22 protein-coding genes are annotated in these 24037 nt (G+C 65.0%); 9 read left to right on the top strand and 13 right to left on the bottom strand.

Annotated elements, in window-relative coordinates; genetic code table 11:
- Positions 1–93: 93 nt before the first annotated feature.
- Positions 94–342 carry a hypothetical protein gene (locus ACJ0G7_RS01550; protein WP_407394901.1) on the bottom strand — a complete coding sequence of 83 codons (249 nt, stop codon included), beginning with the start codon at positions 340–342 and terminating at the stop codon, positions 94–96.
- A 96-nt stretch (positions 343–438) separates the two neighbouring features.
- Complete coding sequence (locus tag ACJ0G7_RS01545) at positions 439–1890, bottom strand: DEAD/DEAH box helicase (protein ID WP_407394944.1); 1452 nt, start codon at positions 1888–1890, stop codon at positions 439–441.
- A gap of 101 nt (positions 1891–1991) precedes the next feature.
- On the opposite strand from ACJ0G7_RS01545, the gene ACJ0G7_RS01540 reads away from it, so the two are divergent.
- The gene (locus tag ACJ0G7_RS01540; protein ID WP_407394899.1) at positions 1992–2168 is read left to right on the top strand and encodes a hypothetical protein; all 177 of its coding nucleotides are present in this window, start codon (positions 1992–1994) and stop codon (positions 2166–2168) included.
- A 7-nt stretch (positions 2169–2175) separates the two neighbouring features.
- Here ACJ0G7_RS01540 and ACJ0G7_RS01535 read toward each other — a convergent pair whose 3' ends face one another.
- A complete protein-coding gene (locus ACJ0G7_RS01535) occupies positions 2176–2754 on the bottom strand; it encodes an EF-1 guanine nucleotide exchange domain-containing protein (RefSeq protein WP_043692159.1) in 579 nt (192 codons plus the stop codon).
- A gap of 126 nt (positions 2755–2880) precedes the next feature.
- Here ACJ0G7_RS01535 and ACJ0G7_RS01530 point away from each other — a divergent pair, with 126 nt between their 5' ends.
- Genes ACJ0G7_RS01530 through ACJ0G7_RS01515 form a run of 4 tightly spaced genes read left to right on the top strand, consistent with a single transcriptional unit; the run spans position 2881 to position 6900 of the window.
- A complete protein-coding gene (locus tag ACJ0G7_RS01530) occupies positions 2881–4020 on the top strand; it encodes an NAD(P) transhydrogenase subunit alpha (RefSeq protein ID WP_173402127.1) in 1140 nt (379 codons plus the stop codon).
- Positions 4020–4325, top strand: a complete 306-nt coding sequence (locus ACJ0G7_RS01525) for an NAD(P) transhydrogenase subunit alpha (protein ID WP_043692155.1) — start codon at positions 4020–4022, stop codon at positions 4323–4325. Before ACJ0G7_RS01530 ends, ACJ0G7_RS01525 begins: the two co-directional genes overlap by 1 nt.
- On the top strand, positions 4325–5746 hold the full coding sequence (locus ACJ0G7_RS01520) for an NAD(P)(+) transhydrogenase (Re/Si-specific) subunit beta (RefSeq protein ID WP_407394897.1): 1422 nt from the start codon (positions 4325–4327) through the stop codon (positions 5744–5746). Before ACJ0G7_RS01525 ends, ACJ0G7_RS01520 begins: the two co-directional genes overlap by 1 nt.
- Positions 5743–6900 carry a YheT family hydrolase gene (locus tag ACJ0G7_RS01515; protein WP_407394895.1) on the top strand — a complete coding sequence of 386 codons (1158 nt, stop codon included), beginning with the start codon at positions 5743–5745 and terminating at the stop codon, positions 6898–6900. Before ACJ0G7_RS01520 ends, ACJ0G7_RS01515 begins: the two co-directional genes overlap by 4 nt.
- Here the strand turns inward: ACJ0G7_RS01515 and ACJ0G7_RS01510 are convergent.
- The 3 genes from ACJ0G7_RS01510 to ACJ0G7_RS01500 all read right to left on the bottom strand — a co-directional run bounded on the left by ACJ0G7_RS01510 (position 6863) and on the right by ACJ0G7_RS01500 (position 9747).
- Positions 6863–8047, bottom strand: coding sequence for a fatty acid desaturase (locus ACJ0G7_RS01510; RefSeq protein WP_407394893.1), 1185 nt, complete (start codon positions 8045–8047; stop codon positions 6863–6865). The genes ACJ0G7_RS01515 and ACJ0G7_RS01510 overlap by 38 nt on opposite strands.
- A 114-nt stretch (positions 8048–8161) precedes the next feature.
- A complete protein-coding gene (locus ACJ0G7_RS01505; RefSeq protein WP_043692150.1) occupies positions 8162–8497 on the bottom strand; it encodes a ferredoxin in 336 nt (111 codons plus the stop codon).
- Complete coding sequence (locus ACJ0G7_RS01500; RefSeq protein WP_043696791.1) at positions 8494–9747, bottom strand: 1-deoxy-D-xylulose-5-phosphate reductoisomerase; 1254 nt, start codon at positions 9745–9747, stop codon at positions 8494–8496. The genes ACJ0G7_RS01505 and ACJ0G7_RS01500 overlap by 4 nt, the downstream gene beginning before the upstream one ends.
- Positions 9748–9826: 79 nt before the next feature.
- Here ACJ0G7_RS01500 and ACJ0G7_RS01495 point away from each other — a divergent pair, with 79 nt between their 5' ends.
- Positions 9827–11146: a sodium-dependent transporter gene (locus ACJ0G7_RS01495; RefSeq protein ID WP_043692147.1), complete on the top strand. Its 1320-nt coding sequence runs from the start codon at positions 9827–9829 to the stop codon at positions 11144–11146.
- A gap of 6 nt (positions 11147–11152) precedes the next feature.
- Here the strand turns inward: ACJ0G7_RS01495 and ACJ0G7_RS01490 are convergent, their stop codons facing one another.
- From ACJ0G7_RS01490 to ACJ0G7_RS01475, 4 genes are read right to left on the bottom strand one after another with little or no spacing between them, the layout of a single operon-like run.
- The gene (locus ACJ0G7_RS01490; protein WP_043692144.1) at positions 11153–11383 is read right to left on the bottom strand and encodes a hypothetical protein; all 231 of its coding nucleotides are present in this window, start codon (positions 11381–11383) and stop codon (positions 11153–11155) included.
- Between the two features lie 34 nt (positions 11384–11417).
- Positions 11418–12899 carry a cysteine--tRNA ligase gene (cysS, locus tag ACJ0G7_RS01485; protein ID WP_043692141.1) on the bottom strand — a complete coding sequence of 494 codons (1482 nt, stop codon included), beginning with the start codon at positions 12897–12899 and terminating at the stop codon, positions 11418–11420.
- Between the two features lie 46 nt (positions 12900–12945).
- Complete coding sequence (gene polA / locus ACJ0G7_RS01480; protein WP_407394890.1) at positions 12946–15897, bottom strand: DNA polymerase I; 2952 nt, start codon at positions 15895–15897, stop codon at positions 12946–12948.
- 21 nt (positions 15898–15918) lie between these two features.
- Positions 15919–17094: an efflux RND transporter periplasmic adaptor subunit gene (locus tag ACJ0G7_RS01475; RefSeq protein ID WP_407394888.1), complete on the bottom strand. Its 1176-nt coding sequence runs from the start codon at positions 17092–17094 to the stop codon at positions 15919–15921.
- 52 nt (positions 17095–17146) lie between these two features.
- Here ACJ0G7_RS01475 and ychF point away from each other — a divergent pair, with 52 nt between their 5' ends.
- A complete protein-coding gene (gene ychF / locus ACJ0G7_RS01470) occupies positions 17147–18238 on the top strand; it encodes a redox-regulated ATPase YchF (protein ID WP_043692132.1) in 1092 nt (363 codons plus the stop codon).
- Between the two features lie 94 nt (positions 18239–18332).
- Positions 18333–18635: a hypothetical protein gene (locus ACJ0G7_RS01465; protein WP_407394886.1), complete on the top strand. Its 303-nt coding sequence runs from the start codon at positions 18333–18335 to the stop codon at positions 18633–18635.
- Here the strand turns inward: ACJ0G7_RS01465 and ACJ0G7_RS01460 are convergent.
- A complete protein-coding gene (locus tag ACJ0G7_RS01460) occupies positions 18570–19757 on the bottom strand; it encodes an MFS transporter (protein ID WP_253912820.1) in 1188 nt (395 codons plus the stop codon). The two genes, ACJ0G7_RS01465 and ACJ0G7_RS01460, sit on opposite strands and share 66 nt — an antisense overlap.
- A 101-nt stretch (positions 19758–19858) precedes the next feature.
- Between ACJ0G7_RS01460 and ACJ0G7_RS01455 the strand changes: the two genes are divergently transcribed.
- On the top strand, positions 19859–21463 hold the full coding sequence (locus tag ACJ0G7_RS01455) for an alpha/beta hydrolase (protein WP_407394884.1): 1605 nt from the start codon (positions 19859–19861) through the stop codon (positions 21461–21463).
- Here the strand turns inward: ACJ0G7_RS01455 and ACJ0G7_RS01450 are convergent.
- Together ACJ0G7_RS01450 and ACJ0G7_RS01445 are read right to left on the bottom strand one after the other, a co-directional pair.
- On the bottom strand, positions 21457–22476 hold the full coding sequence (locus ACJ0G7_RS01450) for an ABC transporter permease (protein WP_043692122.1): 1020 nt from the start codon (positions 22474–22476) through the stop codon (positions 21457–21459). The two genes, ACJ0G7_RS01455 and ACJ0G7_RS01450, sit on opposite strands and share 7 nt — an antisense overlap.
- Positions 22476–24026, bottom strand: coding sequence for an ABC transporter substrate-binding protein (locus ACJ0G7_RS01445; RefSeq protein WP_407394882.1), 1551 nt, complete (start codon positions 24024–24026; stop codon positions 22476–22478). Before ACJ0G7_RS01445 ends, ACJ0G7_RS01450 begins: the two co-directional genes overlap by 1 nt.
- Positions 24027–24037: the final 11 nt, after the last annotated feature.

The raw sequence follows: 24037 nt of genomic DNA, 5'->3' as shown, positions 1-24037 counted from the left end.
TGAGTTGACTTTAAAAGGAGGAGCCGCTCACCGCGCGCAAGCCGGTCAAGAAAAAAATCGGCGGACAATGATTCCAGGAATTTAAGGATCTCTTCAGATTTCGAGGGGATTGTCGCTGCTGTTCTGGCCAAGCAGCCTGTATCGCTTGTCGGGATTGCGGGGAACGGCGTGCACGCTCTCCTCGAGCATGTCGCTGTTTTCTCCCAAACAGGTGATCCACTCGCGGAATTCCTGGGTCACCGCATAACTGTCCTCATAGCGCTCTTCGCTGTCCAGAACGGCGATCCTGGTGGACGCCCAGCCGGTGGCAACGCTCACCCGGCGTTCCATTGCTGCGTCCATGTTCACTCCTTTGCCGAGGTACAGGTTGAAGGATCGAGGTCCAGGGAAAGACCTGATTTCGCAGAAATTCGCATTTTTCTACCGATAAAGATGTCGTCAGCGCTGCAGAAATGTAGGCAGTTGCGGAGTTTTCAGGCGGATCACCTCACCAGCCCCGTCCTCCACTGCCTCCAGGGGCAGCTGCAGTGTTGCGCCGGATGCGGTGCTGGGATCAGCTGCGTCTCCCTCCTCCGCCGGATGGCGGAGGACGTAAGGCTCCGCCACGGACCAGGTGCGGGCGTAACCCATCAGCAGAGGGTCAGCCGGTGCATAGACATAGGAGGGGTGGCGCGGAATCGGTTCCGCAGCGGCCAGGTCCGCCGTCATCCGCACGGCCCGGGTGATGCCCTGCACGAAGCGGCTGCGGGTCACCACCGTCGTGAGATAGGCGACCACCCGCAACCGAGGTGCGTCGAATCCCTCCGCACACATGTCGATGCTCACCAGCCAGTCGGCCTGTCCCGTCTGGAACAGCCGCAGTCGATCGGAGGCCTCACGCTCCTGGGAGTGCACCAGATCCACCCGGTTGCCGTCGTCCTCGAGGATCTGGGTGATCGCTTCGGCATGGGCGATGTCTCTGGCGATGACCAGGCCGGCAGCCTGGGGATGGCAGCGGCGGATCTGCTCGAGTTTTCTCTGGGCCCGCAGCAGCACCTGCTGACCGATGCAGCTGCTGTCCGCCAGCCGGATCGCGCGACGCAGGTTGCGGGCCCGCCAGCTCTCCCGCCGTTCGCCGGACAGCGGGGAGACATCCCGGTCCGGCACCCCCTCACGACCGTGCTCCACCCAACCGTCCTGGAAATGGAACTCCAGGGGACGCACGTCTCCGGCGGCGATCAGTTCGCGCGGCTCCACGCACAGGTCGGGACTGATCAGCTCCACCGGCATCCCGCCCTGGACGCTCCGTACCCGGCGTGCGGCACAGAAGGCGAGGTTGTCCGCCCGGAACGGCGTGCCGGTCAACCCCAGCCGCAGGCGGCTGCGGCCCGTCAGATCAAGGAATGTCTGCCCCCAGGCCAGACCGTCGGGCTCGTCGGGATCCACCCCGAGGTGATGGGCTTCGTCCGCGATCGCCAGACAGGAGGTGCCCATCCAGGGTTCCAGGGTCTCGCTGAGATGGCCCAGCTGCCGGCGTGCCCCCTGGTAGGTCAGCACCAGACCGTCGGGGGGCTTGCCATCGGGGCCTTCGCCGTCGGCTGGCCATGGCCACTCCTTCAGGTTCAGCCCGAGCCGCTCCCCAGCGCTCAGCCACTGATGAAGGATCGAGGTGCGGTGGCAGAACACCAGGCAGCGCTCCAGCTGTCTGTCCTGCTGGAACGTCCGGAATGCCAGCAGGGCACCGAGGGTCTTGCCGGCTCCCGGACCGGCGAACACCAGCACATCCTGTTCGCGCTCGGCCGTCGTCAGCAGACGTCGCCGCAGCAGCTGGATCAGCTGCTGCTGCCAGCGTCGCGGCCGCAGGGAGGAGGGGGCCGCAGCACGCGGCAGATCAAAGGACGGCGCGGCGATGGCGTGCCTGGGGAAGATGAGTCTTTTTAACCATTCCTTTCGGCAGCGGCATCTCTACGGTCCGGCCATCGGCATCCGTCGGGTCCTTTCCCGTCACCGCCATGGCCAAGCGTCGTCCCTCACCTGAATTCCGAGATCAGTTGCGCCAGCAGCTCGATCGCTGCTGGCAGAACGATTGCGATATCGATCCCTTGATTCTTCGCGCACGACAGCTGCGCCGGCTCGGACGTTTCCGGCTGGCGCGCTGTCTGGATCAGGAGGTGCTTCCGATCGTCTGAAGCCCTTTCAGAGCGCTTCGGCGTGGTTCACCACCAGACGCTCCACCTCCATCAGGGCATCCTCGGCCGCTCCGAGTGCGGCCTGGAAATCTCCTTTGGCCGTGACCAGAAGCTGCTGAGCCAGCCGGTCGAGAAGCTCCTGACGCCTCTCTTCCAGCATCGCCACGATCTCCGTCTCCACCAGGGTGCGGACGGCCTGGATCCGGAGGTCATCGGCCGCTGCTTCGGCGAAGGTTCCCTGCACCAGTTCCTGGATGAACAGACGGTGCACCTCACTGCTGCGCAGGAAGCTCTCGGTGGCGTTGATGATCCCGTCGACCAGGGTGCGGTCCGGTTCCGATTCCTGCTCGTTGAGCTTGAACTCCCAGTCGAGATGCCGGCGCTGCCAGCCCGCGGAATGCAGGCTCGGCATCACGCTCTGGGAGAAGGTGTCGACGGAGATCTCGTAAATCCGTTCGGCCAGGCGCTCGCACCAGTCCTTCCCATGGCTCTCCAGGGTCGACTGCATGGTTTGCCGCTCGACCGCATGGCCACCGTGATGGCTGTGGCAGACGCCGTCAGGACATTCGATCGCGGTGAGGCCCATGGAAAGCACGGTGGTGTTTTCCTCACGTAGCCAGAGGTCCTGTCGTCGCTCGGTTTTCTTCAGGAAACCTCCCGGTCTCCCGGGGGTGACCTCGTAGTCTCGCTCGGGTCGGTGGATCTGCTCACCTTGCCCAGACTTCTCATTCCTGTGGAGGCAACGCCGGGTGAAACCCGGGTGTCGGCCACGCCCGAGACGGTCAAGACGTTCGTCTCTCTCGGCTGCAGTGTCTGCCTTGAGCGGGGTGCCGGTACCCCTGCCGGTTATCTCGATGCCGCCTATGCCGATCAGGGGGCTGACCTGGTGTCGCCAGGTGATGCGGATGCCTGGTCCGGTGCCGATGTGCTCCTGTGCGTTCAGACGCCCAGCAGCGACGCCCTGGGACGGCTGCGCCGCGGCGCCCTCGTGGTGGGTCTGCTGGAGCCCTATGCGAACGAAGCTCTCTCCGCTGCCCTCGAGCGCGGTGGATTGTCCGCCATGGCGCTGGAGCTGCTGCCGCGGATCAGCCGGGCTCAGGCCGCCGATGCGCTGTCGTCCCAGGCCAACATCGCCGGCTACAAAGCCGTGCTGCTGGCCTCCGGGGCGCTCGATCGCTATTTCCCGATGCTGATGACGGCGGCGGGCACGGTTCAGCCGGCGAAGGTGGTGATCCTCGGTGCCGGTGTCGCCGGTCTGCAGGCGGTGGCCACAGCCCGACGCCTGGGAGCGGTGGTCTACGTGAGCGATATCCGTCCTGCGGTGAAGGAGCAGGTGGAGTCGCTGGGAGCCCGCTTCATCGATCCCCCTGAGATGGACGACAAGCCGGCGGAGTCCGGTGGCTATGCCAAGCAGGCCTCCGATGCCTTCCTGGCAGCCCAGCGCCAGCAGCTCTCGGATCAGCTGGCGGAGGCGGATGTGGCCATCTGCACCGCTCAGGTTCCAGGCCGGCGCGCGCCGCGCCTGATCAGCGAGGACATGCTCGATCGCATGCGTCCCGGTGCCGTGGTTGTGGACCTGGCGGTGGCCCAGGGCGGCAACTGCGCCGACACCGTTCCCGGCCGCACCGTGGACCGCAACGGCGTCAAGCTGATCGGCGGCAATGATCTGCCCTGCACCGTGGCCAACCACGCCAGTGCCCTTTATGCCCGCAACCTGGTGGCACTGCTCAAGCCCACCCTCGCCGATGGCGTGCTGACCCTCGACACCGAGGATGAATTGATCGCCGGTTGTCTCGTCGCTCAGGACGGTGGCATCCGCCGTGGTGACGTTCTCACACCAGGAGCCAAGTGATGGATCCCACCTTTGTTGAATTCCTCTGGGTGCTTCTGCTGGGCAGCCTTCTCGGTCTGGAACTGATCGGCAAGGTGCCTCCCACCCTGCATACGCCTCTGATGAGCGGCGCCAATGCGATCTCCGGCATCACCGTGCTGGCAGCGCTCACCGCCATCATCAAGGCCGGCGACAACATCGTTCTGCTGCTGCTGGGTTCGGTGTCGCTCGGCTTCGCTCTCTTCAACGTGATCGGTGGCTTTCTGGTCACCGACCGCATGCTGGCCATGTTCAGCCGCAAGCCTGCCCGCAAGGAGAACCGCTGATGACCGACATCCTTCGCTACGCCATCGAACTCGGCGCCGTCCTGCTGCTGGCGCTCGGCATCAAGGGACTCTCCAAGGTGCGTTCCGCCCGCGGGGCCAACCAGCTTGCCGCCGTGGCCATGGCCCTTGCGGTGCTGGGTCTGCTGTTCAATTCCCTGGCCACCACCGGGATCAGTGCCTCTGCCTGGATCTGGATTCTTCTCGGCACGCTGGCCGGTGGTGTGCTCGGCGCCATCACGGCCCAGCGGGTCCCGATGACATCGATGCCCGAGACCGTTGCGCTGTTCAACGGCTGCGGTGGCATGTCGTCGTTGCTGGTGGCTCTGGCGGCAGCGCTGTATCCCCAGGCCCTGGAGGCCACCGGGGCTGTGGCTCTGGTTTCGATCGTCGTCTCGGTGTTCGTCGGAGCGATCACCTTCACCGGTTCGATCGTGGCCATGGCCAAGCTCCAGGGCTGGCTCTCCACGCCGGGCTGGATGCAGAGCCGGCTGCGACATGCGGTGAACATCGCTCTCGCCGTGCTGGCCCTGATCGGCGCGATCGAGATGTTGCGCACCTCCGGTGGTGCCACCGGTCTCTGGATTGTGGTGATCGCCTCAGGTCTGCTGGGTATCGGCGTCACCCTGCCCATCGGCGGTGCCGACATGCCCGTCGTCATCTCCCTGCTCAACAGTTATTCCGGCGTTGCGGCCGCTGCAGCAGGCTTTGTGGTGGGCAGCCAGCTTCTGATCGTGGCGGGTGCCATGGTCGGGGCCGCTGGCCTGATCCTCACCCAGGTGATGTGCGACGGCATGAACCGTTCGCTGCTGTCGGTGCTGTTCGGCGGCGCACTCGGCGCCTCGGCGACCTCCGGTGGCGGCGGTGGTGAATACACCAACATCACCAGCTGCAGCACCGAGGAGTGCGCCCTCACTCTCGAAGCCGCTGAACGGGTGGTGATTGTGCCTGGCTACGGCCTCGCCGTCGCCCAGGCCCAGCACACCCTGCGGGAGGTGACACGGGTGCTGGAGAGTGCCGGAATCGACGTCACCTACGCGATTCATCCGGTCGCCGGCCGCATGCCCGGTCATATGAACGTTCTGCTGGCCGAGGCGGACGTTCCCTACGAGCAGCTGATCGAGATGGACCAGATCAATCCTGAGTTTCCGGCCACCGATGTGGTGCTGGTGCTCGGGGCCAACGATGTGGTGAACCCTCAGGCCAAGAGCGATCCAAGCTCTCCTCTCTATGGCATGCCGGTGCTGGATGTACAGGAGGCCCGCACGGTCTTTGTGGTCAAGCGCGGCATGAGCGCCGGTTACTCAGGAATCAAGAATGATCTGTTCGAGCTGGCCAACACCTCGATGGTGTTCGGCGATGCCAAAAAGGTGCTCGGGGATCTGCTGGTCGAGTTGAAGGATCTCGGACTCGGCAAGACGTGAACGATCGGGCCGTCAATGTCATCGATGACCCCCAGCTGCTGCTGCAGCTGGGGGTTTCTGTCTATCGGCAGCGCTGGCCTTGGTTGGGGGGCGATCTGCAGACCCTGAGGGACACGCTCCGGCCGGCGGCTTTCCCCGTTGATGGGGGGGAGCCCGTTCAGATTCCTGTGCCTCCGCTGGCGAGTGGTGCTGCTGATGCAGGAGAGCTGCTGGCCTATCTCGATCGTCCGCTCCGAACGGGTGAAGGTGGTTCAGCGACGCACGCAGCGATCGCGCCGAAAGCACTGGTGGTGGTGTTGCACGGCCTGGGGGGCTCGAGCCGCAGACAGGGGTTGCGCAGGTTGACACTCAGCCTTCAAGGGGCTGGGTTTGCTGTGTTGCGGCTGAATCTGCGCGGTGCCGACCCTGGCCGCCATCTGGCCGGTGGCACCTATGCCGCCGCTTGCAACAGCGATCTGCTGCCGGTGCTGGAGCGGGCTCGGCATCTGGCCGCGGCCTTGGCCCTGGAGGCTGGCCTGTCCCAGCCGGTGCCTCTGCTGGGCGCAGGGATCTCCCTGGGGGGAACGATGCTGCTGAACGCCTGTCTGGATCAAGCCGGGGCTCTGGATGCGTTGTTTTGTGCCAGCAGCCCTCTGGACCTGGCTGCCTGCAGCGCCTCGATCGAACGCCCGCGCAACAGGGTTTATCAACGCTGGCTGCTGCAGCGTTTGGTGCGACAGACCCTCGCCGATCCCTTCGGGGTGAGTGCTTCAGAAGAGCGTCAGCTGGGTGGCAATCCTCCGCGCTCGATCCGCGCGTTTGATGCGGCTGTCACGGCGCCGCGCTGGGGATTTTCTTCGGTGGATGAGTATTACCTCAGTGCTTCTCCCCTGCAGCGTCTGGCCAAATCGCCGCAGGGACTTCCTCCGACGTTGCTGTTGCAGGCCCTTGATGATCCCTGGGTTCCGGCAGCTTCAGCACGGCAGTTGCAATCGTCGCTGGCTGAGCGTTCGGCACAGGGATCGCAGACGCCCGTGGAGATTCTGTTGACGGCCCGTGGTGGACACAACGGCTTCCATGGCCCCGGGGACAATCTCAGTCTCGGTTGCTGGTCGGATCGGTTGGCTCTCGCATGGTTCAACCGCAGCATTCCATCTGCGGTTTGTCGTCCTTAGATGTGCGGTAATAAAAGGCCTGATCGGTTGCATCCTGATAGACAGTTCCACACGTTGTGGCAATACGCCAAAGGGCTTGAGGAATCGGGGTTGAGTCGTAACGAACGAGATCGGGAAAACGTTGCCTCAGCAGGGCTGTGCCGCGCCAGGCGTTGTAGTGAGGGATCGTGGAATTGATGTGATGACAGACATGAGTTGATCCGATGCCATGGTGCAACAAGTTCAGAATGCCGCCGTAGGGGCGATCAACTGTTTGCAGCGCGCCTTTCGACCAGCTCCATGTCTCGTCAGAGAAATGAGGAATGTTGCGATCAGTGTGTTGCAGCCAGGTGTATGTCGTCAGCCAGATATTGATGACAACGTAGGGAAGTCCGTAGAGGCATAGAACCCGCAAAGGTGAAAAATAACTCCCCGCTGTGATCAGAAGCATGATCATCGCAATCAGGCCCAGGTTCGAGCGCACCATCAGAGGGCGAAAAGAAGCCGGAAAGAGTTCACGTTTGCCGTTCGTGAATGGAGCTCCATTCCAGAAGTGAGAGGTGGGAAAGCCGTAGTCTTCACCTCCAGTGGCGCCTGAAAAAAGATAAATCTGCCAGCCGATGATCAAGTGATTAAACAGCGAAATGATGCCAAACAATCGCCTGTTGAGCTTGCGCTGCAGATGTTCCATTGCCTGCCCCTGAGGTGAGCTTGCTCGCGGTGGAACATGGGTTTCGCCGCCCTCGAGATGGTTGCAGTGAGCATGGTGAACGGCATGACTGCGCGCCCAGCTGTAGTAAGGAACCAGCAAGGTGCTGTGCAGAACAAATCCGACGACTCCTTCAATCCGCCTGTTCGGGTGAAAAGCGTTATGGCCGCATTCATGAGCCAGCACCCAGCAGCCCATGGCGATGGTGCCGGTGACAGCGGCGTAGACCAGCCAAAGTGGGATGGCCTTGAGCGTCAGCGGAATGGTTGTACCAATGCCAACAGCTGCAAGGGAAAGGCTCACCGACATCGCCAGACTTCCCCAGGCTTTGCGAGGATTGAAGGTGGTGAGGTCAGTGGGTAAGACGCTCAGAAGCTCTTTCTTGCTTGGATAGCTTGGGGCTGCGGTGGTTGTCGCTAACGCGCCCTCAAACGGTGGCGAGGGAGAAGTGAGTGTCAAATGAAAAGATCAGGCAGGCCAAGAAATGCCTGGTCTGTTTAAAACGCCCCGGCAGTCTAGGTATCGCTCCTGGTTGCTGTGGATGCCAGAGAAAAGCAGATCAGACGTTCATGTTTAAAAGCTCGATGTTCTGAGGATCCACTCCTGAATGGGTTGCCTGTTAATGATGTGTTGATGAATGATTTGATTGATCCTCTCGACGGTCACTTCCGAGTACCAGACGCCATCAGGCCAAACCAGAAGGATCGGACCTTTCTCGCAGATCCTCAGGCAGTCAACTTTGCTTCTGAGGACGACTCCTTCCGGTCGATCACTGTGTTCCAGTCCAAGCTCCCTGACGAGCCTTTTCAATTCATTCCAGGTCGCCAGGCCTGCTTCCGGGTCGCAGCATTTTGCCTTGGTGGGAGTCGCGCAGAGCAGCAGATGGTGGCTGACCTGGTGGGTGCTCATGCCGCCAGGGCGGCGACCGGCACGCGCCGGGTGCCTCGGCTGACCTGCTCACGGACGGCCTCGCGGGCCCAGCGGTCGACGCTCAGCACATCCTCGAGCTGGGGATGGTTCATCAGATCCGGTTTGTGGCGTTCACAGGCAGCCTCGATCACCTCCGGGATATCCAGGAAGTGGATGCGTTCCTCGAGGAATTGAGCGACGGCTTCCTCGTTGGCCGCATTCAGCACGGCAGGCATGGTGCCACCCGCACGCCCGGCGGCGTAGGCCAGTTCCATGCAGGGATATTTGGTGGTGTCAGGAGCGCGGAAGGTCAGCTGTCCAACCTCGGTGAGATCAAGTCGTCGCCATGGGGTCTCCAGGCGGGAGGGCCAGGAGAGGCAGTACAGGATCGGCAGTTTCATGTCCGGCCAGCCCAGCTGGGCCAGCACAGAAGAGTCCGCCAGCTCGATCATCGAGTGGATGATGCTCTGCGGGTGGATCACGATCTCGATGTGGTCGTAATCAAGGCCGAACAGGTAATGGGCCTCAATCACTTCCAGGCCCTTGTTCATCAGGGTGGCTGAGTCGACCGTGATCTTGCGCCCCATGCTCCAGTTGGGATGGCTGGTGGCATCGGCCACGGTCGCGTTCTCCAGGTCGGCCGCCTGCCAGTCCCGGAAGGCGCCGCCGGAGGCGGTGAGTTGAATCCGCCGCAGGCCAGGGGTGGGCACGCCGGTGGACAGGCGGGCGTTCTCGGCCCAGGGGGTTCCCTGCAGGCACTGGAAGATGGCGGAGTGTTCGGAATCCGCCGGCAGCAGCCGGCTGCCGCTCTTCTTGAGTTCCGGCAGCACCACCGGTCCGGCCGCGATCAGCGTCTCCTTGTTGGCCAGGGCCAGATCCTTTCCGGCGCGGACGGCGGCCAGAGTCGGCAGCAGCCCCGCGCAGCCCACGATTCCGGTGACCACCAGATCGGCTGTGTCCCACGAGGCCGCCACGTTCAGTCCATCCGGACCGCCCACCAGCTGAGGGGGCTGACCCGGCTTTTGGGAGGGGTCGAGGGCGTCGAGACGCTGCTGCAGTTCCGGCAGCCGCTCGGCATCGGCGAGGGCCACGAGCTCAGGCTGGTGGCGTTGGATCTGCTCAACGAGGAGATCGAGATTGCGCCCTGCTGTGAGGGCAACCACCCGGAACTGATCGGGGAACTCCTCGGCGATCTGAAGGGTCTGGGTGCCGATCGAGCCCGTGGAGCCCAGCACGCTGATGGCTTTCACGCTGATCCGGCAGTTGCGACAAGTCTCCCACCAGGACCGGCAAACGCTGGCAAGCTGGCCCACAGCGTGATCAGAGCCGTTGGCGAAGGAGCAGTGGAGATCAGGGCTGGGCTTTGTGCTGGCAGCGGCGGGCAGTGCCGTTGGCCTCGGCAATCTCTGGGGATTCGCTTACCGCGCCTCCCAGGGCGGCGGTGGCGCCTTTCTGCTGCTGTACGTCCTGATCGTGCTGCTGGTCTGCCTGCCGGTGCTGGTGGCTGAGATGGTCCTGGGCCGCAGCACGGGGCACAGCCCCCTGCTGGCACCGGTGACCGCTGCGGGCAGTCGCTGGCAGCCGATGGGGTGGCTGTTCGTGCTGGCGGCCAGCGGCATCCTGGCCTTCTACGCCGTGCTCATGGGCTGGACCGGCGCCACGCTGGTGCAGACCCTCACCCAGGGCCTCCCGAGCGATATCGATGCCGCCGAAGCCTTCTTTGCCGGGCTGAGCGGAGGTCGCACGGCACTGATCGGTCAGCTGCTCAGCCTGATCGTCACCGCTGCGGTGGTGGCTGCCGGCGTCCGGGACGGGATCGAGCGCCTCTCCCGCTGGGGGCTGCCGCTGCTGTTCCTGCTGCTGATCGGTCTGGCTGTGTGGGCCGCCGGGCTGGACAGCGCAGCTGAGGGCTACCGCACGTTCCTGCTGCGCTGGGACAGCGCGGAACTGATCAATCCCACCACCATCCGCAACGCCTTCACGCAGGCCTTCTTCTCGATCGGCACTGGAATCGGCTGCATCCTGGCCTATGCGGCCTATCTCGATCGCCGGGCTCACCTGCCCCGTGAGGCCGTCGCGGTCGTGGGCATGGATACGGCCGTCGGCATCCTGGCCGGCATGGTGACCTTCCCGGTGGTGATGAGTTTCGGGCTGGAGGAGGTGATCAGTGGATCCACTCTCGGCACGATCTTCATCGCCCTGCCCACCGGCCTGGCCTCGCTCGGAGCAGCTGGACAGGTGGTGGCGGTGCTGTTCTTCGCGCTCGCTTTGATCGCGGCGATCACCTCGGCGGTCTCGCTGCTGGAGGTGCCTGTCGCCTGCCTGATCGACCGCCTCGGCTGGAGCCGATCGCGGGCCGTCTGGCTTTCAGCGGCCCTGATCTTCGTGGCGGGGCTGCCTGCCGCCACGTCGATGGAGGTGCTCGGTTGGATGGATTCCGTCTTCGGCGGATTGCTTCTGATTCTCGGTGGACTGCTGCTGGCCCTGCTGCTGGGCTGGGTGGTTCCCAATCGCTTCGAGGACGATCTCGCCCGGTCGCTGACGCCGCCGCCGCTGCGACGTCTGCTGCTCGTGATGCTGCGCTGGGTGTCGCCGCCGGTGATCGCCACCGGACTGGTGATCAGCGTGGTGGATCTGCTGAAGAGCTGAACCGACTCAGCCCTTCGGATCGGGTTTGTCCTTCATCAGGTCCTGCATCTTGCGGATCCGCAGCAGCATCTTCTGCCACACCTCAAGCCTCCAGATCTCCTCGGCATCTCCACCGCCGGCGATCTGGGCCTGAGCGTCCAGTTTGGCGTCGAGATCCTCTCCCGCTTCGAACGCCTTCATCAGCTCCATCTCCAGCTTGGCGGTCTCCATGAAATTGAGGCGCTTCAGCCAGAGCATCGGAGTGATGGAAGGGCTCGACAGTCTGCCCGCATCAGGAACGGATCCACTCGGTGATGCCACCGGGTTTGTCGATCAGTTCGATGCCCTGGGCCGTCAGTTCGGCCCGGATCCGATCCGCTTCGGCGTAGTTCTTCGCTGCCTTGGCTGCCGTCCGGTCGGCGATCGCCGCATCGATGGCCGTGTCATCCAGTGCCGCAGCGGCCTCCGCTTCATGGCGCAGCCCCAGGACTGCAGCCAGATCGCGCAGCAGCAGCCAGCGGGTCGCCAGGGTCTGCACTTCCTCGCCGGGCAGGCCGGCGGCATCACCGCGCTCCAGCCGGTTGGCCAGAGCCCGCAGGGGCTTGGCCAGATCAAAGAGCACAGCGAGAGCACCTGAGCTGTTCAGGTCATCGTCCATCGCTTCGATGAAGCGTTGTTCCAGGCCCTGCAGAGCCTGGTCGGCGGAGCCGCTGCCGCTCTGGAGCGCCCCATCCGGCAAGGGAGAGGGACTGCCCCAGCCGAGGGGAACACCGTGACGGTCGCCCAGGCCAAGGGCTGCATTGAGCCCCTTCCAGCCGGTGGCGGCGGCTTCCAGGGCTTCAGCGGTGAAATCAAGCGGTTTGCGGTAATGCGCCTGCAGCACGAACAGGCGCAGGGTCATGGCGGAGACACCGCTCTCCAGAAGGGCGCGGATGGTGGTGAAGTTCCCGAGCGATTTGCTCATCTTCTGGCCGCCCACATTGACCATGCCGTTGTGCATCCACACCTGGGCCAGCTGGCGGCCGGTGGCGGCTTCCGACTGAGCGATCTCGTTCTCGTGGTGGGGGAACACCAGATCGGCACCGCCCAGATGGATGTCGATCGTGTCGCCCAGTTCCGCCCGCACCATGGCGGAGCATTCGATGTGCCAGCCCGGACGCCCGTCTCCCCAGGGCGAGGGGAAGCTCGGCTCCTCCGGCTTGGCCCCTTTCCAGAGCGCGAAGTCGAAGGGATGCTGCTTGCGAGCCTCCTCGGCATCCGCGATCCGACCGGCGGCATTGTCCTGCTGCTCGCTGAGGTCGCGGCCGCTCAGCTTGCCGTAGCCGGCATGTTTCATCACAGCGAAATAGACATCGCCGCCGGCGCTGTAGGCGGCTCCTTTGGCCTCAAGTTCGCTGATCAGGTTGCGGATGCCATCGAGGCACTGAGTGGCGCGGGGCATCCGGTCCGGCCTCAGGATCCCCAGCGCATCCATGTCCTGGTGGAAGGCGTCGATGTTGCGTTCGCTCACCTCCGTCATCGAGCTGTTCTGCTCGGAGGCCCGTTTGAGGATCTTGTCGTCGATGTCGGTGAAGTTCTGAACGAAGGTCACCTCCAGTCCGCGCCAGATCAGAAACCGACGCAGGACGTCCCAGTTGATGTAACTGCGGGCATGGCCCAGATGGCAGAGGTCGTAGACCGTGACACCGCAGCAGTAGATGCTCGCTTTGCCTGGGGTCAGCGGTGTGAACGGCTCCGTGCGGCGGGTGAGGGTGTTGGTGAGCCGCAGCGACACAGCTGTTCAAGAGCTGAAGCTGAGGTTACGGCGTTCCCTGCAGGAGCTATTTCGCTTCCATCCAGTTGGCGCCGACCCCTGTTTCCGCCACCAGAGGAACACTGAGCTGCACGGCGTTTTCCATGGTGGTCACCACCAGGTTGCGGGTGGCTTCCAACGCGTCCGGCTCCACTTCCAGCACCAGTTCGTCGTGCACCTGCAACAGCAGCCGCGCCGGCAGTGCCTGGCTCTGCAGCGCCGCCTGAAGCTGCACCATCGCCACCTTGATGATGTCGGCGCTGGAGCCCTGGATCGGAGCATTGGCGGCGGCCCGCAGCTGCTGTGCCTCCATGCCGCCTCGCCGGGCCACATCCAGATCGATCTCCAGCGGATCCTTCCCGAGCAACCGACCCAGACCGTTGCGGTCGAAGTGGAACGGGCGGCGGCGACCCAGGATCGTCTCCACGTAACCGCGGCTCAGGGCCAGCCGTTCCTGCAGCTCCAGGAAGGCGAACACCTTCGGGTAGCGCTGCTTGTACTTCGTCAGGAACTCCTTGGCCTCCGCCTGGGAGACGCCGGTCTCCCGTGCGAACCGCTGCGCCCCCATGCCGTAGATCACACCGAAATTGATCGTCTTGCCGAGGCGTCGTTCGTCGGAGGAGATCTCATCCTTCTCGAGCAGAAGCCGCGCGGTGAGAGCGTGCACGTCGTCTCCTGAGCGATAGGCCTCCTGCAGCACGTCTTCTCCGGAGAGGTGGGTGAGGATGCGCAGCTCGATCTGGGAATAGTCGGCGCTGATCAGCGTCCATCCCTCCTGGGGCAGGAAGGCCTTGCGGATGCGTCGGCTGTACTCGGTGCGAACCGGGATGTTCTGCAGATTCGGGTTGCTGCTGCTGAGGCGACCCGTGGCTGTGACCGCCTGGTTGAAATCGGTGTGCACCCGTCCGGTCTCCGCTTCCACCAGCTGGGGAAGCGCATCCACATAGGTGCTCTTGAGCTTGCTGAGCACCCGGTGCTCCAGCACCAGCGGCACCACCGGATGATCGTTTTCGAGCTTCTCCAGCACGGTGGCATCTGTGCTGAAGCCGGTTTTGGTGCGCCGGGATTTCCTGCGGTCGAGTCCCAGGGTGCCGAACAGCAGTTCACCGAGCTGTTTCGGCGAACCCAGGTTGAAGTCGGTGCCGGCCGCCTGTTTCGCGTCGGCCTCCAGCCGCTCCAGGGTGCTGCCCATCTCACTGGAGAGTTCCGCCAGGTAAGGAACATCGATGCGGATGCCGGTGGCTTCCATCAGGGCCAGCACCGGTTCCAGCGGTTGTTCCACCTGCATCAGCAGCTGAACCATCTGGGGGCCCATGGCTTCGAGCTGCCCGCGCAGCCGCAGGGCCAGACGCCGGGTCACGTGCACATCCATGCCGCAGTACAGGCTGGCGGGTTCGATCGCCACATCGGCGAAGGTCTGCTTCTTTCCCACCAGATCGCTGTAGGCCGTGGGCGAAAACCCGAATTCCCGCTCAGCCATCACCTCCAGGCCATGCTTGGCTGCGGCATCACGCAGGTAGTCGGCCAGCAGTGTGTCGATCACCACGCCCTCGAGGGCCAGGCCGTGGCGCAGCAGGATCAGCCGGTCGTACTTGGCGTTCTGCAGCGCTTTGGGGTGATCGCCGCTGGCCAGCCACGGGGCCAGGGCGGTGAGCACGCTCTCCAGCGGCAACTGCTGGATCTGTTCCGCGGTGAGATCCTCCGCCGGCCGATGGCCGATCGGGATGTAGGCGAGGGCTTCCGGCTCCTCTCCCCAGCAGACACCGATGCCCACCAGCTCGGCCTGGAACGGGTTCAGGGCCGTGGTCTCGGTGTCGAGTGCAACCGGGGTGGCGGCGTCGGTGATGGCCATCAGCCGTTGCATCAGGGCAGCGAGGTCGGCTGCTGTGCTGATCAGCTGGGGCCGCAGCATCGGAGTCCGGTCGTCAGCACCGGCGTCCTCAACAGTGTCTGCCCTGACCTTGCCGTCCTTGGCACCGTCATCGTCACCGCCTGTCGGGGCTGCCGCCGTGCCTGCGGCGGAGAAGGTGACGGTGAAACCGTTCACCTGCCGCAGCAGGCTGTTGAGTTCCAGATCCTCCAGGCTGCTGCTGAGAGCGGCGGCATTCACGGCCGCCAGCGGCAGGCGAGGTTCCTCCGGCAGCGGGATGTCCACCAGGATCTCGGCCAGCTTGCGGGAGAGATAGGCGTTGTCCCGATCGCTGCTCAGCTTTCCCTTCAGGGCTCCCTTGATCGCACCGCGGCTGGCTTTCGGGCCTTCCGCCTCCACCTCGGAGAGAGCCGCATAGATGGCATCGAGATCGCCGTTCTCCTTGAGCAGGTTGATGGCGGTTTTGGGCCCCACCCCACGAACGCCGGGGATGTTGTCGGAGCTGTCGCCGGTGAGGGCCTTCAGGTCCACCACCTTCTCCGGCATCACCCCGAGCTTGCCGACCACACCCTCCTCATCGATCAGGGTCGGGCCGCTGTTCTTGGCGTAGGGGCCGCCTCCCATGTACAGAACGGCGATGTCCCGCCGGTCGTCCACAAGCTGGAACAGGTCGCGGTCGCCGGAGAGGATCCGCACCCGCCAACCCTGCTCAGCTGAGCGGTTCGCCAGCGTGCCGAGCACGTCATCGGCCTCATACCCCGGAGCCATGCACAGGGGCAGCTGCAGCTGCTCCCGCAGGATCTCCTGCAGCTGCTCGAGATCCTGGAAGAACACCTCCGGGGCGACATCCCGGTGTGCCTTGTAGTTCGCATCCGCGACATGCCGGAAGGTGGGCTCAGCGGTGTCGAAGGCGATGGCGACGCCCTGGGGGGTCAGGCTTCTACCGATGTCCAGCAGGGATTTGAGGAAGCCGTAGGTGACGCTGGTCGGTCGACCGTCCTTGGTGGCCAGACCCCCTTCACCTCCCTTGCTGAAGGCGTAGAAGCTGCGGAAGGCCAGCGAGTGGCCGTCCACGAGCAGCAGCAGGGGCTTGTCGGCGGCCTCGGGCATTCTCAGCAGGGGTGATCAGGGTCAGTTGCGCTCACGCTTCGCCCAGGGGGGCAGGTCGATGAACACGCGGGTGCCGGATGGCAGGCCATTCAAGATCGCCGTGCGATCGCCGCTGCTGCTGCCCAGCTCCACCGCCTGGAAACTGGGCTGCTGCTGTTCGCCCACCAGCAGCACGCCGGGTTTGCCGTTCTCCGTGACGATCGCAACGGTGGGAACGAGGGTTTTCGGTGCGCTGCGACCGGTCTGGAAATTGATATCGGCCGTCATGCCGATCCGCAGCCGCTCCGGAGGATCCTTCAGCTGCAGCTTCACCGTGAACGAGGTGACGTTGTCGCGTTTCTCGGCCCGTGGCGCGATTTCATTCACCGTCGCCTGAAAGCGTTCGTCAGGGAACGCATCCACCCGGATCTCCGCCTGCTGCCCCAAGGCGATCCGTCCGATGTCGCTCTCCGGAACCTTGGCGGCCACTTCCCGACCCTGGGACAGCTCGACGATCGAGGAGCTGGTGGCCCCTGCGTTGGCCGAGGCCGTGGTTGTCGGCGTCACGAAGGCGCCGGGTTCGGCGAAACGGGCGGTGATCGTGCCGCTGAAGGGGGCGCGGATCCGCAGTTCCCGGCCTTCTTCCTCCAGCTGCTGGATCCGTTCCCGTGCAGCGATGACGGCCGCCTGGCTGGCCAGCATCTGATTGCGCACGCGACTGAAGTCATCAGCGCTCACCACCTCCTGCTCATGGAGCTGGCGTCGCCGCTCGAATTCATCCCGTTTGCCGAGGAAGTTGGCTTCCGCCTGGCGCAGCAGCGCACGGCGTTCGTCGAGGCGGTCGCCGTAATCCCCCGGATCCATCAGCGCCACGACCTGGCCGGCCTCGACGACATCCCCCTCATCCACCATCAGCTCCTTCAGAAGCCCCTGTTTGCGGGGGCTGATGTTCACGCGGCGGTCGGCCTGCAGTTCGCCACTGGCGGTGATCACACCGGACAGGGAGCCGGTTTCGGCCAGCACGGTGTAGGGCGTCAGATCACGTTCCCGTGCGCTCCAGGGGGCGAATCGCAGCAGCGCCGTTCCGCCCGCCAGCAGGGCCAGCAGCAGGCCGAGTCCAAGAAGTCGGTTGCGCTGGAGGAAGGATCGCTGTGGAGGAGGGCTGTCCGGCACGGTTGGGGTGGGCTGAAGCGCAGGGCGCTGCTCGGTCTTCAGCATGGGCCAACAAAAGTTCACAACAGTCTCGCCGCTTGCCGGTAGATTCCGGCGCATGCTCAAAGCTGGAATTGTCGGGCTGCCCAACGTCGGCAAGTCCACCCTGTTCAATGCGCTTGTGGCCAACGCTCAGGCCCAGGCGGCGAACTTCCCTTTCTGCACGATCGAGCCCAACGTCGGCAGCGTCGCCGTGCCGGATGAACGCCTGGACCGGCTCACGGAGCTCAGCAGCAGTCTGAACACGATTCCCACCCGGATGGAGTTCGTCGACATCGCTGGCCTGGTGAAGGGTGCCAGTCAGGGTGAAGGCCTGGGCAACAAATTTCTCTCCAACATCCGCGAGGTCGACGCGATCGTTCACGTGATCCGTTGCTTCGAGGACGATGACGTCATTCACGTGTCCGGTTCCGTGGGACCGTCCCGTGACGCTGAGGTGATCAACCTGGAGCTGGGGCTTGCGGATCTCGCTCAGATCGAGAAGCGCCGCGAGCGACTCAAGAAGCAGGTTCGCACCAGCAAGGAGGCCCAGACCGAAGACGCCGCCCTCGAGCGCATCCAGTGCGTTCTTGAAGAAGGGGGTGCGGCGCGCAGCGTTGCGTTGACCGAGGAGGAGGCGCCTCTGATCAAGCCGCTCGGTCTGCTCACCGGCAAACCGATCATCTACGCCACCAACGTCAGCGAGGAGGATCTCGCTGGCGGCAACGCCTTCTGCACCGAGGTGATCGCACTGGCCGAAAAGGAGGGCGCGGAAACCGTGCGGATCTCCGCTCAGGTGGAGGCGGAACTGATCGAGCTCGGGGAGGAGGAACGGGCCGATTACCTCTCCGGACTGGGTGTCGAAGAAGGTGGACTGCAGAGTCTGATCCGGGCGACGTACCGCCTGCTGGGCCTGCGCACCTACTTCACCACCGGCGAGAAGGAGACCCGTGCCTGGACCTTCAAGGCCGGCATGACAGCGCCTCAGGCCGCCGGCGTCATCCACACGGATTTCGAGCGCGGCTTCATCCGGGCGCAGACCATCGGCTGGGAGAAGCTGCTGGAAGCCGGATCCCTGGTGGAAGCCAAGAGCAAGGGGTGGCTGCGCAGTGAAGGCAAGGAGTACGAGGTGGCGGAAGGGGATGTGATGGAGTTCCTCTTCAACGTCTGAATCACCGGTCGCCGAGCGTCCCGTCCGGTTCGGATCGGTGCCGGTCCGATGCATGGGGCACGTGTGACACTGGCGATCCTCCAGGGACTGCTCGATGCCACGCAGCCGGCTTCGTCAGACACTTCTGATCGGTTTCATGCTGCTGGCGGCGCCAGCGTCGATGGCCGCGATGTTCACGTTGCGCCCTGGAACCAGTCTGTATTCCAGGCCTGGTTTCCGGATGACCCATCGGCTGGATCTGCGCAGCGAGGAGATTGTGGTGGAAGGCCCGGCGATCGAGCAGAGCGAGCAGTTCTGCCTCTACCGCCTGCTGGACCGATCCGGACGACCGTTAGTCCCCGAGAAAGCCTGGGTTCCCTGTTACGCCATCGACCGTCTCTTCGAGAGCCCCCGATGAGTCGGTGAAGCGGGGTTGGATGCTGCGCACCACCGGAAGCATCAGCAGGCAGGCCGCTGCCGTGAGCAGCCAGAGCAGCAATCCATGCCCCTGACGGTCCAGGAGGGCACCTCCGATCAGAGGTGCCGCCATCGCACTGATGGCGAAACACTGGGAGAACAGTGCCATCGCCAGCCCCCGATGGCCGGGCGGCGTCTCCTCGATCACCGCCTCCGTGGCGGTGGGCAGAAAGGCAGCCTGTGCCAGGGCCATCGGCATCAGGGCCGCCAGAACGAAGTGGAGGCCGTGTTCGGAGAGGGAGGAGAGCGCCAGCAGCACCGAACCGACGCTGAAACCCGCCACACTGACGCTGAGGCCGAACATCACGCTGCGATCCGAAAGCCAGCGGCCGACCGGCCACTGCAGCACGACCAGAAGGCTGAGCTGCAGAGCGATCAGGCCGCCGCTCTGGCTTTCGCTCAGACCGGGGCGCTGCAGGCCTCCCTTCACCAGATCCAGGGGCAGGGCACTCTGCTGAAGCGCCAGGATGCCTGTGGCGATCACGCTGACCGCCAGAACGGGCAGCAGTGGACCGAGCCAGCGCAGGCCGCTGGATCCGGCTTCCCGTTCGGTCGGTCTGGTGCTGTCCTTCCCGGGGCGAGCGCGGGAATCCTCGAGTGGATGGAGGCTGATCAGAATCAGCACAGCCGTCATGCACAGCGCTTCCACCCCGTAGACGAGGCGCAGCTGTCCCACCAGGGCGGCCACGGTGCCCAGCAGAGCGCCCAGGCCGATGCCGAGGGCATCTGCACTGCGGACCAGGGCATACCCCCGACCGGAGGGAACACTGCCGCAGCTCAGCGGTACAGCAAGTTCGATCGCCGGCCAGTAGAGCCCTGCCGCAGTGCCCAGCAGCAGCTGGCCCAGCAGGTATCCGCCGTAGGTGTCGGCCCGGAACAGGGTCAGATCAGCCAGCACCGCCAGCAGCGTGGTGGCGCGCACCGGCCATGAGCAGCGGAGACCCCGATCCAGCAGCGACCCACTGAGCAGGCGGACGGCCGTGCCGATCAGCGCGGAGACCGCAAGCCCGCTGCCGACCTGACTGGCGGAGAAATCGATGGCATGGAAGATCAACGGGGTCATGAAGATGACTCCGCCAGCCCCGATGGATGCGAGCAGCCTCAGCCGGGTGACATTTCGCAGGCCTGAAGGAAACTGGTTCCACCACCGCATGGGGTCAGGCGTTGCTGCGCGGACGCTTAACAGGGCGAAGCCTCGCGATAGGACTTGTCGGCAGTCTGCTGCTCTCTCCCCTCGCACCGTGGCCCGTCCGGGCTGCTGAACGGCTCGAGGTGGTGATCGACGGCATCACGTTGCCGATCACCGTGGATGAGCTTCAGGGTCTGGCTGGCGCCGGCGCTGGCGAGCGATCCGAGCTCACGACCTGGTTGAGGCTGCTGGACCAGGACAGCCGGTCTGGGTTGATCCGTCTGTTGAACGCGCCGGTGCTGACCCGCAGGAGCCTGGGCCAGCAGCTTCTGCGCAGCTGGGCGGCCCAACCGCTGATCGATGCGCTCGGTGATCTGATCCAGGTCGACAGCGTCAAGGGCACGGAACGGATCAGCAGTGAGCGGATTCTCTCCACCATGGAGAAGCTGCTGACGGAGGCACCGCAGGTTTCGACCCTCGATCTGCTGGAGGCCCTGCCCGCCGAGCGTCTGAGGGTGAACCTCGATGCGTTGCTGCAGGCTGCAGGGCGCTGGAAAACTCAGGTGGAACGCCAGCAGCGGCTCACCAGTCATCTGTCCCGCCAGCCGGTCGAGGTGCTGGACCCGGTCGCATCAGGGGTGGAGCGCTCCAGGCCGGGACCTCGACGCATCCGGCTGTCGGTTCCCCATCGCGTCGAGGATCTGGAACTGCAGAGCTGGTCAGCGGCCCGCTCCGATCGTCGCCGGCCCTGGATCCTGGTGATGCCTGGGCTCGGAGGCGATCCGGATCATTTCCAATGGTTGGCCCGCGGGCTGGCATCAGCCGGGTGGTCTGTCGTGCTGATGGAGCATCCAGGCAGCGACTCCGCCGCCGTGCAGGCCTTGCTGGAAGGTCGCGAGCCGTTGGCGGGTGCAGAGGCTCTGCGTCAGCGGATGCAGGATCTCCAGGCTGTCCTGCTGGCCCAGCGCCGCGGCACCCTCGATGTGCCGGGGGATCGCGTGGTGCTGATCGGCCATTCCCTCGGAGCCTTCACGGCCTTGATGGCCACGGGTCGGGTGCCGCAGCCAGGCCTGCCGCAGCGATGCCGGCAGGCTCTCGATGAACTGCCGCTCACCAACCTCTCCCTGCTGCTGCAGTGTGAGCTGGCCAAGGAGGGTGCTCTGGAGGCGCGGATCTCAGTTCCGGAGCTGGCAGCTGTGGTGGGTCTCAACAGCTTCGGCAGCCTGATCTGGCCCCCCGGCCCGTCGCGCCCCGCTTCGATCCCGGTGCTGCTGATGGGCGGCACGCTGGATCTGATCACCCCGCCGCTGGCCGAGCAGTTGGGGATGCTCGCCTCCTTCGGACAGCACCCCTTCAGTCGGGCGGTGATCGTGGAGGGGGGCAGTCATTTCTCCGCCATCCGGGTTGAGGGCCAGAGCAGCAGCGGCGACGGAGATGATCTGTTCCGTCTGGGCGAGGAGCTGGTGGGGGTCAATCCCCTGGCAGTGCAGGAGCTGCTGCGTCGCGAACTGATCGCGTTCCTCGAGCAGCTCGAGGGGGCCGCCGAGGCCACGGCCTCGCACCATTACCAGGAGGGTTCCGTTCGCTGGCACCGCTTCAGCAGCAGGGATGCCGCCGCGCTGGAGTCGGCGCTTCAGTAGCGGATCCGTGGGTCGAGAGCTGCCACCAGCAGGTCCACCGCCACACTCACCAGCACCACCAACGCGGCGATCACCACCACGATGCCCTGAACCACCGGGTAGTCCCGTTGGTTGATCGCTTCCTGCAGCCGCAGGGCGATGCCGGGCCATGAGAAGGTCACCTCGATCAGCAGCGCGCCACCGATCAGGGAGGCCACGGTGATGCCGGCGATGGTGAGCACCGGCAGCAGTGCATTGGGCAGCCCATGCCGCAGCACCACCCGGGATTCCATCAGTCCCCGGCTGCGGGCCGATTCGATGTAGTCGCTCCTCAGCGTGCGGCGCAGGTTCAGGCGCAGGGCTGTTGTGAACGTGCCGCTGAGCAGCAGGGCCAGGGTCCCCGCCGGAAGCAGCAGATGCCGGATGGTGCCGCGCAGCGCCATCCAGTCGGCCTGTCGGATGCTGTCCAGCAAATAGAAGCCGCTGCCCTCCGGGGGGAGGAGGCTGGGGGGGAAGCGTCCTCCCACCGGCAGCCAGCCCAGACTCACCGCGAACAGCAGCTGCACCAGCATCGCCACCCAGAAGGGGGGCAGGGCATAGGTGCCCAGTCCGTAGAGCCGCCCGGCGAGATCGAGCTTGCCCTCAGGGCGTGCGATACCGCTGAACCCGACGCTCAGACCCACGATCGCTGCCACCAGCAGCGCGATCGAACTCAGCTCGAGGCTGGCCGGAAGTGTGCGCCCGATGATCGTGCTCACCGGTTCCTGGTTGATCAGGGCCTGGCCGAGATCGCCGTGCAGCAGGCCGTTGAGGTAGTCCAGATACTGCTGCAACAGGGATTGATCCAGGCCGAGCCGGGCCCGCATCGCCGCCTTCGCCGCTGCGGGAGCCCGACTGCCGAGCACCGCATCCACCGGATCTCCAGGGGCGAGTCGCAGCAGCAGGAACACCAGGCTGGCGATCAGCCAGAGCATCAGAGGTGCCAGCCCCAGCCGTGTGGCGCTGTAGGTGAGCAGTGCGCGGGCGCGTCCCATCAGCGAGTCCTCCGAAGCCGGTTCAGCCGCACGTGGCCGCTGCCGTCGAATTCGGGCACCGAGAGATCGGTCTGCCCCCAGGCGCGCGGTGATTCGAGCCAGACCGGGATGTAGGCCGCTCCAAGCGCGGACATGCGTTCGATGCGCTTCAGCTCAGCGTGACGGGCGGCGCCCCTGAGCTCATCGCTGCTGCGCAGGGCCTCCTGCAGACCGGAGGTGGACCAGAAGCTGCCGCTGATCGCTGCTTCGCCGTCGAGGCAGATCTCGCCTGATGGATTGCTGCAGCTGAGCAGCGGCGTCAGATAGGCCTCCGGATCGGGATACGTGCCGCGCCAGTCGAGCATCACGGCCTTGAAAGCACCTTCTCCGAGCTGGCGGTAGACGGTGGTGGATTCCACTCCATCCAGTTCCAGCACGAGGCAGTCGGACAGATCGCGCTTCACCTGCGCCTGCCAGGTGAGGGCCAGCAGCTTGTCTGCCGGCACATTGGATCGGAAGGTGAGTGGCACCTGCAGGAGCCTGCCGTCGCAGTACCCGGCGCTGCTGAGCAGGGCCCTGGCCTGCATGGGATCGTGCGCCGGCCAGATCGGGCCGCCTCCCCCGGCGAGGCTGGGAGGGACCAGGGCACGCAGGGGGCGACGCAGGCCGTAGCTCACCCGTGCACTCAGCTCCGTGCGGTTCAGACTCAGCGACAGGGCACGACGCAACCGCGGATCCTGCAGCGGCATGGCGTTGCTGAGCAGGGTGATGTAGCCGATCTCCATGGCCGGCCCCACCGCCTCATGCAGCTGTCCCGCCTCCGCCTTGCGGTGCAGCGCATACCTCTGGTCCTCATCGATGGAAGCAGAGAGCAGCACATCCACTTCACCGCTGCGCAGGGCGCCGTAGAGAGCAGTGGAGTTGCTCAGGGTGATCAGGTCGAGTCCGCTGTTGCGGGGGGCCTCTCCCCAGTAAGCCTCGAAGGGTTCCAGTCGCTGCTGGTGTTCGCTGAAGCTGCTCAGGCGGTACGGTCCGGTGCCGACGAACCGGTCCGTCAGGAAGCGATCGCGGTGGTCCCGGTAAGCCTGCGGCGAGACCGGGGTGAGGTTCACCGAGGTGAGCAGTCCTTCGAGGGATGTGGACGGGCGGCTCAGCCGCAGCCGCAGCCGGTCGGGGGCGGCCACCTCCACGGCGGCGATGCGGTCTCCGACGACATAGCTGAGGGTGCCGATGCGCAGGAAGCGCCGCAGGCTGAAGGCCATGGCGGCCGCATCGAAGCGGCTGCCGTCATGGAAGCGGACGTCGGTGCGCAACGGGATCGTGACGGTCGTTCCGTCGGCGCTGATCTCAGGAGATGCCGCTGCGAGACGGGGTTCCAGCTCGCCGCCTTCGGAGAGGCTGTAAAGAGGGTCGCCGAGGGCGCTCAACAGCTGGATCGTGTTGACGGTGCTGGCCTGAGCGGGATCCAGCGAACTGATCTTTCCCGCTGAAGCAACCGTCAATTGCTGGTCCGCGCGGCGGGGCTGGCAGGACAGCTGACTGAAGCAGACGCTGATCAGCGCGAACGCCATCACCAGTGGCT

This window comes from Parasynechococcus sp. (assembly GCF_045559935.1).
GTDB lineage: Bacteria > Cyanobacteriota > Cyanobacteriia > PCC-6307 > Cyanobiaceae > Parasynechococcus.
The sequence above is the reverse complement of the archived record's forward strand: the minus strand, read 5'-3'. Positions and strand labels throughout refer to the sequence as shown.